The sequence below is a fragment of the Streptomyces sp. WM6386 genome, assembly GCF_000972385.1.
Taxonomy (GTDB): Bacteria; Actinomycetota; Actinomycetes; order Streptomycetales; family Streptomycetaceae; genus Streptomyces.
The window spans coordinates 1-8690 of the sequence record NZ_JXTE01000128.1 but is presented as its reverse complement, the minus strand read 5'-3'; the positions used below and the strand labels follow the sequence as shown (position 1 = coordinate 8690).

Sequence of the window (8690 nt, the reverse complement as noted above, 5' to 3'; positions counted from 1 at the left end):
CCCCTGACCCGGCACCCCCGCACGACCCGCCCGGCGGAATCCATACGGCCACCGCCGTCCGATCCCGCCGGAACCGTCCCCATCCCCGCCAGCCCTCTGGATGTCGAGATGACAACACGTCCTCCTGCCCCCGCCCCCGACACGGTCACCACCACCGGCAGCACCCCAGCGGAACCCGGCCTGCAGGCCGGACTCAAGAACCGCCACCTCTCGATGATCGCGATCGGCGGTGTGATCGGAGCGGGGCTGTTCGTCGGCTCCGGCTCCGGTATCGCCGCCGCGGGGCCCGGCATCCTCGTGTCGTACGCACTCGTGGGCGCCCTGGTCGTGCTGGTGATGCGCATGCTGGGTGAGATGGCCGCCGCGAACCCGACCTCCGGCTCCTTCTCCGCCTACGCCGACCGCGCGCTCGGCCGCTGGGCCGGGTTCTCGATCGGCTGGCTGTACTGGTTCTTCTGGGTCGTGGTGCTCGCCGTGGAGGCGACCGCCGGCGCCAAGATCCTGGAGAGCTGGATCCCGGGTGTGCCGCAGTGGGCCTGGGCCCTGATCGTGATGATCGTGCTGACCGTCTCCAACCTCGCGTCGGTCGCCTCCTACGGCGAGTTCGAGTTCTGGTTCGCCGGGATCAAGGTCGTCGCGATCGTCGCGTTCATCGGGGTCGGTCTCCTGGCGGTCTTCGGGATCCTGCCGGGCACCCACAGCGACACCGCGGGGCTCTCCAACCTCACCGCGCACGGCGGCTTCCTGCCCAACGGACCCGGCAAGATCCTCACCGGCGTGCTGATGGTGGTCTTCTCCTTCATGGGCAGCGAGATCGTCACCCTGGCGGCGGGGGAGTCCGAGGACCCCCAGCGTGCGGTCACCAAGGCCACCAACAGCGTCATCTGGCGGATCGGTGTGTTCTACCTCGGCTCGATCTTCATCGTGCTGACCCTGCTGCCCTGGAACTCCCCGGCCATCACCAAGGACGGCTCGTACGTCGCCGCCCTGGACTCCCTGGGCATCGCGCACGCCGGTCAGGTCATGAACTTCATCGTGCTCACCTCGGTGCTGTCCTGCCTGAACTCCGGCCTCTACACCGCCTCCCGCATGGCCTTCTCCCTCGGCCGCCGTGGCGACGCCCCCGCCGCCTTCGGGCGCACCAAGCGCCAGGGCGTGCCGCAGACCGCGATTCTCGCCTCGGTCGTCTTCGGCTTCGTCGCGGTGTTCTTCAACTACGCCTGGCCCGACACCGTCTTCCTCTTCCTGCTCAACTCCTCCGGCGCCATCGCCCTGTTCGTCTGGCTGGTCATCTGCTTCTCGCAGCTGCGCATGCGCCGGATCATCCAGGCCGAGTCGCCGGAGAAGCTCGTCGTGCGCATGTGGCTCTTCCCGTATCTGACCTGGGCCACCATCGCCGTGATCGTGTTCGTGCTCGGCTACATGCTCACCGACACCGCCTCCGGCGGCGGCCGGGACCAGGTTGTCCTGTCCACTCTGGTGGCCGGGGGTGTGGTGGCCTTCGCCCTGCTCCGCAAGCGGCTGTCACCGAAAGCCCGGCAGAAGGTGATCACCCCCTCGTAGGGGACCGGGTCCGCACGGGGCCGCTCCTGCCGCCGGTGACGCGACTCTCCCCTCGCGTCACCGGCTTCACGGCTGCATCCGTCGCGCAGACGCCCGACCGGGCCTAGGGAAGGCTCACTCCGCCTCCTGTGCCCGCTCGCGTACGGCGGTGACGTGGGTGACGGCGGCGGACAGCTGTCTGCGGGACGCCTCGGGCGGGGGTTCGCCCCGGACGGAGTCCACCAGTTGCTGTGCCGCGCGGTGGAGTTTGGTGTTGGTGTTCTGCGAGGTCATCACCAGGACGTTCCAGGCCTCCTCCGCGCTGAGGGAGTAGGTGGCCATGAGGATGCCGCGGGCCAGGTCGATGAGTCCCCGGGTCTGCATCGCCCGCCGCAGCTGAACGACCTCGACCCGTGGGTCCGTCGAGGGGTGTGAGGCGTCGTCTTCCTGGTCCATCTCGTCCTCGGGGGTGAACAGGGAGAGGGTGCCGGTGAGTGCGAACACCCGTTTGGCGGCGGGGCTGATGGTGCGGATCGTGGCCGTCTTGCACTGGTCGAGGGCCTGCTGCCGGATCCCCAGCAGGCCGTTGAGCCCGGAGCAGTCGCAGAACTCGACGCCGTCGAGGTCCAGGTCGATGCCCTTGCCGGAGTCCGTGAGCGCCGAGCGCAGGGCCTGCTGGAGCTGCTGGTCCGCGGCGAGGTCGAGATCGCCGCGCACGGTGACCGTCGTCCGGTCACCGTCGGGTCGGGCGCAGACCGTCAGCCGCGTCTCGCCGCCGTGACCGGCGAGCCTCGTGCATCCGTTGACCGGCCCTGCGCAGCAGAGTGCCGACTTGGACATGGTCCTCTCCCCTGGGCTGGGAACACCCACGTTTCCGACGCCACCAGATTCGCCCGTACGCAGACTCACGTCAAGGGATACGTGAAATTCGGTTCGTGTATTCTCATGCCTGAATCCCTAGGCGTACGATGCGCTCATGAGTGGAGCGACGGAGCCGCACGCGGGATGGACGTTCATCACCAACCATGCGCGGGTACTGGCGGCCATTGCCGAGAATCAGAGTGCGCGGGTGCGCGACATCGCCGCCCATTGCAGACTCACGGAGCGCGCTGTCCAGAAGATCATTTCCGATCTGGAGCAGAGCGGTTATCTGTCCCACAGGCGTGAGGGGCGCAGCAACACGTACCGGATCGCGCAGGGGAAGATTCTGCGCCACCCCGCCGAGGCCGGGCTCACCGTCGCCTCGCTGCTCGCCCTGCTCGTCCAGGTGGACGGCCACCACGAGGCCGCGCCCCGCGCCGGTGCGGTCGTGACCGAAGAGGCGTGAGCGCGCGGCGACGCGGGCCGCGTCCGGGCCGAGCTGCGGCTTAGCGCTCGGCGGCCTCCAGGACGGCCTCCAGCTGCCGGAGCGGCTCGGGGCCGACGAAGCGGAGGACGACGGTGTCGGCGCCGGACGCCCGCAGCGCGCCGATCCTCTCGGCGGCCTGTGCCGCGCTGCCGGAGACGGTGAAGACCTCCTCCTGCGGGCGGCCCAGCCACGCACCGTGGCCCTCGGTGTACGGCTGCAGGGTCCGGGCCACCTCCTCGGCGTCGTCACCCACGGCGCAGAAGGCGAAGACACTGAGCGTGTGGTCCTCGCCCGCGCCGCCCTTCGCGAGCAGTGCCCGGATGTTCTCCAGATCCCGCGGCCCATGCCCCTCGGCGATCAGGGTGCCGTCCGCGACCCGCCCCGACAGCTCCAGGGAGCGCGGCCGCACCACACCGGCGACCAGCGGCGGCGGCTCGGCGGGCGGGTGGATGAGCCGGATGCCGTCGATCCGCACCTCCCGGCCCTCCGCCGTGACCCGCTCCCCGTGAAGCAGTGCCCGTACGGCGGTGAGCGTCTCCTCCAGCAGGGCCAGCGGAGAGCGCGGCGCGACACCGACCTGCTCCATCCACTCCCGTACGCCATGACCGATCCCGGCCACCAGCCGGCCCGGGAACACCCTTGCCAGCGTGGCCAGTTCCATCGCCAGCAGTGCCGGACTGCGCAACGGCGCCGGTGCGATCCCGATGCCCACCCGCAACCGCCGGGTCGCTCCCAACGCCACGGCCGCCGCCGACACCCCGCCGTTCCAGCGGAGGTCCTCCACCACCCACAGGTCGTCCGCGCCGAGCGCCTCGGCCTGCCGCGCGAAGTCGGGCAGCCCCTCGGGGGCCCAGTCGCGGTCGTACATCACACCGATCCGGAGATTCGTCATGCGACGGAACCTACGGTCCGGCCGAGCAACCGATCAACGGGCTTTAGCGCCAAGACCCAACAGGACCGCCTCAGTTCAGACAGGTCCTGACCGCCGTACGCAACGCCGTGCGCACCTCCTCGGGCGGCAGCGGGCCGTCGGACTCCGTGCCGGCGGTGAGGGCCGCGGCGACCGTGCGCAGCTTGGTGTTGGAGAGCTGGGAGGTCTTGCGCAGAATGGTCCAGGCCTCCTCGGACGTACAGGAGTGGGCGGCCATGAGGATGCCGCGGGCCTGGTCGATCACCGGCCGGGAGGCGATCGCCTGGCGGAGCTGCTCGACCTCCGCGCGCAGCAGATGGAGCTGCTCCGCGCGCTCCAGGGCCACCGCGGAGGGGGCCGGGGTAGCGGGCTCGGGGCCGGCCGGGCGCGGTGCCGCCCGCAGCGGGTCGGCGGTGTCCAGGCCGGCGAGCTCCAGGATCCGGCGCGGCTGGCCGGTCCAGCGAGTGGCGGCCACCGGGATGCGCCGCCGATGGCTGTAGGCGTCCAGGACTTCCAGGAACTGGAGCCCGCCCGTGTCCATGAACACCACGGCGGCCATGTCCAGTTCGACCTTGCGGACTCCGTCCGGCAGCGCCGTCAGGGTCTCCTCCAGAACCTTCGCACAACCGTGCACGAGCTCGCCGCGCGGCCGTAGCTCCGCCCGGCCCGCGTCCGTACAGCCATCGATGACCAGGGTGTTCAGTCGCCCTGTGAGAGATGTGTGTGCCGCTGGGATCATGTCTCCGCCTCGTCGGTCCCCGACCGTCGTCGCGCTGATGGGCCTCCTTCGTACCCACCGGGATCCGGGCGGAGCAGGGCACCCAGCTCCGCGGGGGCCCGGCGGTGCTGATCGTGCGCCTGCCCCGACCCGTCGCGGGCTACACCCATGAGGAGGGGATTGACAGGCTTCCGCTCGGGGTACGCGCGTTTCGTCCACGAACAACGGGAGACCGCGCACGAGCAGTGGGAGACGGCTTGCATCTTCATCACCGACCACCTCTGCGGTCCGCCGGCGCGGCGCCGCGACTCACGGTGTCCGCGTTGCGAGGGCGCAGCGGTCTGCGCGCCGTGGGCGAGGTGGGCCACGCCACGCACGAGATCTGGGAGCGCGCATTGGAGCAGGCGGTGGGCGCGCGTGCGGACGTGTACCGGCTGGAACTGTCGGCGGTGAGCTTCGTCGACGTCGCGGGCGCCGATGCCCTCGCGTTTGCCGCGCGGCGGCTGGAGGAGGGCCGGCTGCTTCAGCTGCACCGCCCACCGCCCACACTGAGCCGGACACTGGACATGTTCTGGCCGGGCCTGGCGGGGATCGAGGTGACGCTGCCATGACCACCGCGTTCCTGCACCCCGCCCTCTTCTACCGGGACGCCCAGGACTACCTCGCCGGCACGGTCCCCTTCGTCCGCGAGGGCCTCGCGGCGGGCGAACCGGTCGCCGTGGCCGTACCGGGCGACAACCTCCGCCTGATCCGCGACGAGCTCGGCGACGCCGCCGACGCCGTACTGCTCCTGGACATGCGGGAGGCCGGCCGCAACCCCGGCCGGATCATCCCCGGCGTGCTGCGCGCCTTCGCCGACGCCCAGCCGGCCGGCAGCCGGGTGCGGATCATCGGCGAACCGATCTGGGCCGGCCGCACGGCCGGCGAGTACCCCGCGTGCGTCCAGCACGAGGCACTGATCAACGCGGCCTTCGAGGGCCGGCTCGCGACCATCCTGTGCCCCTACGACGTCCGACGCCTCGACGAGCGGGTGCTCGCCGACGCCTACGCCACCCACCCCACGGTCATCCCCTTCGGCGGCGGACCGGAACAGGAGAGCGGCCGGTACGCCCCCGACGACGTCGTGGCCCGCTACAACGAGCCGCTGCCCGCCGTCGCGGACGTGCTGTCCCTCTGCTTCGACGCCGGATCGCTGCCCGAGGTCCGCCATCTCGCGACCGCCGAGGGCGCCCGGCTCGGGCTGACCGGGCTCGCCCTGGAGAACCTCACCCTCGTGGCGGCCGAGCTCACCACCAACAGCGTGGTGCACGGCGGCGGTTCGGGGACGCTGCGGGTGTGGGCCGAGGACGGGTACGCGGTGTGCGAGGTGCGGGACAAGGGACGGCTCGCCGATCCCCTGGCGGGACGGCGGCCCGCGGCACGCGACCAGCGCGGCGGGCGAGGACTGCTGCTGGTCAACCTGATCGCCGACCTCGTCCGGACCCACACCGGCGAGGAGGGAACGACGGTGCGCTGCTGGTTCGCGTGCTGAGACGGCGTCAGGCCCCTTGGCCCCCTGACCTCAGAGCGGCGCCTGCCAGGTCACCGTCGTCCCCGTGCTCCCGTCGTCGGCCGCCCCGTCGTCGTACACCGTCAGCCGTACGCCCTCCCGGCCGTCCGGCAGGGTCGCCGTCGCGTCGACCGTGACCTCGATGCGCGAGACGCCGGAGCGACGGGACGCGGCGGCGAGGGCGCGGCGCAGGGCGGTGAGGAGATGGCCGGCCGTCTGCTCGGGGACACGGCTCTCGACCGCGCCGGTGAACTGTGCGGACGGCGCGAAACCCAGCAGGGCCGCCGCCCCCGCCGTCTCCCGGAGCACCTTGCCCCGGAATGTCGTCGGGGCGTCCGCGGGCGGCTGCTGCAGCGCGAAGATCGTCGTACGGACCTCCTGGATGGTCGACTGGAGCTCGTCGACCGCCTTCCCCAGCGTCTCGCGCACGTCGTCCGCCCCGCTGCGGCGCTGGGTGGACTCCAGCATCATGCCGGTGGCGAACAGCCGCTGGACGACGAGGTCGTGCAGATCGCGGGCGATACGGTCGCGGTCCTCGAAGACGGCGAGGAGTTCGCGGCTGTGCTGGGCGTCGGCGAGGACCAGGGCGAGCGCGGCCTGCGAGGCGAACTGGACCGCGAGCAGGCGTTCCACGGAGGTGTACGGGCGGTCGCCGCGCCGGCGGGGCAGGGCGAGGGTGCCGATCAGCCGGCCGCCGGCCTGGAGCGGCAGCATCATGCTGGGCCCGAACCGGTGCCGCACCGGCGTCGTCATCCGCGGGTCGGTCGCCGAGTCGTCGACGAACACCGGTTCACCGCCGAGGAGTTGTTCAAGGACCGGGCTGCCGGGTGCGATCGTCGTGCCGACGATGTCGCCGGGATCGTCGTACGTCGAGGCGGTCACGATCTCCATACCGCCTTCCTCGGTGGGCTGGAGGATGACGCCCGCGGAGGCGTCGGCGAGGAGGCGGGCGCGTTCGGCGACCGTCGTGAGCGCGTCGGTCGCGGACCCCTCGCCGAGCAGCGCGGTGGTCACGGCCGCCGCGCCCTCGATCCAGCGTTCGCGCTGCCGGGCCGCCTCGTACAGCCGGGCGTTGCCGATGGCGATACCGGCCTGGGCGGCGAGGACGTGCAGGAGCTGCTCGTCCTCGGCGGTGAAGGGATCCTTGCCCTTGTCCGCGAGGTGCAGCGTGCCGAACTCCTCGTCCTGCACCCGGATCGGCACGGTGAGCGAGACGGCCGTGCACGGGGCGGTGCCCGGCGAGCGAAGCGAGATGGGGGTCCCCCCGGACGAAGTCTGGGGGAGGAGCTCGATGAGTCCGTCCTGGCCCGGGTCGGCCGTCCCTAGCGCGGCGTACCGGGCGCCGGTGAGGTCGGCGGCGGCGTCCACGATGTGCTGGAGGGTGGTGCGCAGTTCGAGGTCGGTGCCGACGCCGAGGACGGCTTCCAGGAGCGGGGGGAGGGGATCGTCGGTCATGCGGTCGATGGATGTCCGTGTCGGCGTCGGTGTCGGTGTCAGTCGGCCAGCGGGTCCAGTGCCAGCGGCTCGATACGGCCCTCCAGCATCGCGCCGAGACCCTCCACCGCGCACACCTCGGGCCGTTCGGCGATGTGCACCGGCATGCCGGTCGCGTGCCGCAGCATCTGGTCGAAGCCGGGGAGCAGCGCGCTGCCGCCGACCATCATGATCCCGCGGTCGGCGAGGTCGGCCACCAGGTCGGGCGGGCAGTCCCGCAGCACCTTGCCGATGCCGTCGAGCACGGCGGTGAGCGGGGTCTGGATCGCGTCGCGGACGGCGGCGGTGTCGACCTGGACGGAGCGGGCGAGCCCGGTGGCGACGTCCCGTCCGTGGATCTCGGTGGAGGCGGGACCCGAGGCGGTGAGGCCGTTGCCGGACAGGGCGAGCTGCAGCGGTCGTACGGACTGACTCGGCAGCATCAGCTCGTGCTGGTGGCGCAGGTGCTGCACGATCGCGTGGTCCACGGCCTCGCCGCCGACGGGGATGCGTACGGCGTTGACGATCGAGCCGAGGGAGAGCACGGCGACCTGGGTGGCCGCGGCCCCGCACACCAGCACCATCGTCGCCTCGGGCCGCTCCACGGGCAGCCCGCAGCCGACGGCGGCGGCGATGAGCGTGTCCACGAGTTCGACGCGACGGGCACCCAGCCCGACCATGGTCTCGATGCAGGCGCGCTGGGCGAGGGGGTCCGCGTCGTGCGGGGTGCAGGCGGCGGCCCGCAGGATCGGCTTGCGCCGCAGCGAGCGGCGGATCTTGTCGCCGAGCAGGTGCCGCAGCATGCGCTGGGCCATCTCGATGTCGACGACCGTGCCGCCGGAGACGGGGCGGACGACACGGATGTAGTCGGGGGTACGGCCCGTCATCTTCTCCGCGAACTCACCCACCGCGATCAGCGCACCGGTCCGGGTGTTCACGGCGGCGACGGACGGCTGGTCGACGACGAGCCCGGCGCCCTTCACGTACACCCGCGTCCTCGCCGCCCCCAGGTCGACGGCGAAGTGGCAGCGACGCAGCTGCTCCAGACTGGCGGTGGCGGTCATGGGCAGGTCCTCCCGAGAACACAGACCGTGGCCGCGCCGGGTGGCGGGGCTCATTGGCATCGTCCGGGGGGCGGGGGTGGGGCGCC

General features: G+C 71.9%; 9 protein-coding genes. 4 read left to right on the top strand and 5 right to left on the bottom strand.

The genetic code is table 11. The features are described from left to right. The first annotated feature begins 108 nt into the window (after positions 1–108). Entirely contained in the window at positions 109–1563 is a 1455-nt protein-coding gene (locus TN53_RS39640; protein ID WP_046263708.1) for an amino acid permease, read from the top strand. 114 nt (positions 1564–1677) lie between these two features. On the opposite strand, the gene TN53_RS39635 is transcribed toward TN53_RS39640, so the two are convergent. After that, a complete protein-coding gene (locus TN53_RS39635; RefSeq protein WP_095046984.1) occupies positions 1678–2382 on the bottom strand; it encodes an ANTAR domain-containing protein in 705 nt (234 codons plus the stop codon). A 136-nt stretch (positions 2383–2518) separates the two neighbouring features. Between TN53_RS39635 and TN53_RS39630 the strand changes: the two genes are divergently transcribed. Continuing rightward, complete coding sequence (locus TN53_RS39630) at positions 2519–2869, top strand: helix-turn-helix transcriptional regulator (protein WP_046263707.1); 351 nt, start codon at positions 2519–2521, stop codon at positions 2867–2869. Positions 2870–2909: 40 nt separating this feature from the next. Here the strand turns inward: TN53_RS39630 and TN53_RS39625 are convergent, their stop codons facing one another. Together TN53_RS39625 and TN53_RS39620 are read right to left on the bottom strand one after the other, a co-directional pair. After that, entirely contained in the window at positions 2910–3782 is an 873-nt protein-coding gene (locus TN53_RS39625; protein ID WP_046263706.1) for an LLM class flavin-dependent oxidoreductase, read from the bottom strand. A 70-nt stretch (positions 3783–3852) separates the two neighbouring features. Further along, positions 3853–4539 carry an ANTAR domain-containing response regulator gene (locus TN53_RS39620; protein WP_046263705.1) on the bottom strand — a complete coding sequence of 229 codons (687 nt, stop codon included), beginning with the start codon at positions 4537–4539 and terminating at the stop codon, positions 3853–3855. 293 nt (positions 4540–4832) lie between these two features. Between TN53_RS39620 and TN53_RS39615 the strand changes: the two genes are divergently transcribed. Next, positions 4833–5129 (top strand): STAS domain-containing protein, encoded by a 297-nt coding sequence (locus TN53_RS39615; protein ID WP_324609649.1) that lies wholly within the window; start codon positions 4833–4835, stop codon positions 5127–5129. Then, positions 5126–6049: an anti-sigma factor RsbA family regulatory protein gene (locus TN53_RS39610; protein ID WP_046263704.1), complete on the top strand. Its 924-nt coding sequence runs from the start codon at positions 5126–5128 to the stop codon at positions 6047–6049. Before TN53_RS39615 ends, TN53_RS39610 begins: the two co-directional genes overlap by 4 nt. Positions 6050–6079: 30 nt before the next feature. On the opposite strand, the gene TN53_RS39605 is transcribed toward TN53_RS39610, so the two are convergent. Both TN53_RS39605 and TN53_RS39600 read right to left on the bottom strand, forming a co-directional pair. After that, entirely contained in the window at positions 6080–7522 is a 1443-nt protein-coding gene (locus tag TN53_RS39605) for a GAF domain-containing protein (RefSeq protein WP_046263703.1), read from the bottom strand. A gap of 38 nt (positions 7523–7560) precedes the next feature. After that, on the bottom strand, positions 7561–8604 hold the full coding sequence (locus tag TN53_RS39600; RefSeq protein ID WP_046263702.1) for a rod shape-determining protein: 1044 nt from the start codon (positions 8602–8604) through the stop codon (positions 7561–7563). Positions 8605–8690 lie beyond the last annotated feature (86 nt).

Excerpts from the sequence above, each read along its gene's own strand:
- TN53_RS39640 (WP_046263708.1), top strand. The coding sequence starts at position 109 with ATGACAACACGTCCTCCTGCCCCCGCCCCCGACACGGTCACCACCACC.
- TN53_RS39635 (WP_095046984.1), bottom strand. The coding sequence starts at position 2,382 with ATGTCCAAGTCGGCACTCTGCTGCGCAGGGCCGGTCAACGGATGCACG.
- TN53_RS39630 (WP_046263707.1), top strand. The coding sequence starts at position 2,519 with ATGAGTGGAGCGACGGAGCCGCACGCGGGATGGACGTTCATCACCAAC.
- TN53_RS39625 (WP_046263706.1), bottom strand. The coding sequence starts at position 3,782 with ATGACGAATCTCCGGATCGGTGTGATGTACGACCGCGACTGGGCCCCC.
- TN53_RS39620 (WP_046263705.1), bottom strand. The coding sequence starts at position 4,539 with ATGATCCCAGCGGCACACACATCTCTCACAGGGCGACTGAACACCCTG.
- TN53_RS39610 (WP_046263704.1), top strand. The coding sequence starts at position 5,126 with ATGACCACCGCGTTCCTGCACCCCGCCCTCTTCTACCGGGACGCCCAG.
- TN53_RS39605 (WP_046263703.1), bottom strand. The coding sequence starts at position 7,522 with ATGACCGACGATCCCCTCCCCCCGCTCCTGGAAGCCGTCCTCGGCGTC.
- TN53_RS39600 (WP_046263702.1), bottom strand. The coding sequence starts at position 8,604 with ATGACCGCCACCGCCAGTCTGGAGCAGCTGCGTCGCTGCCACTTCGCC.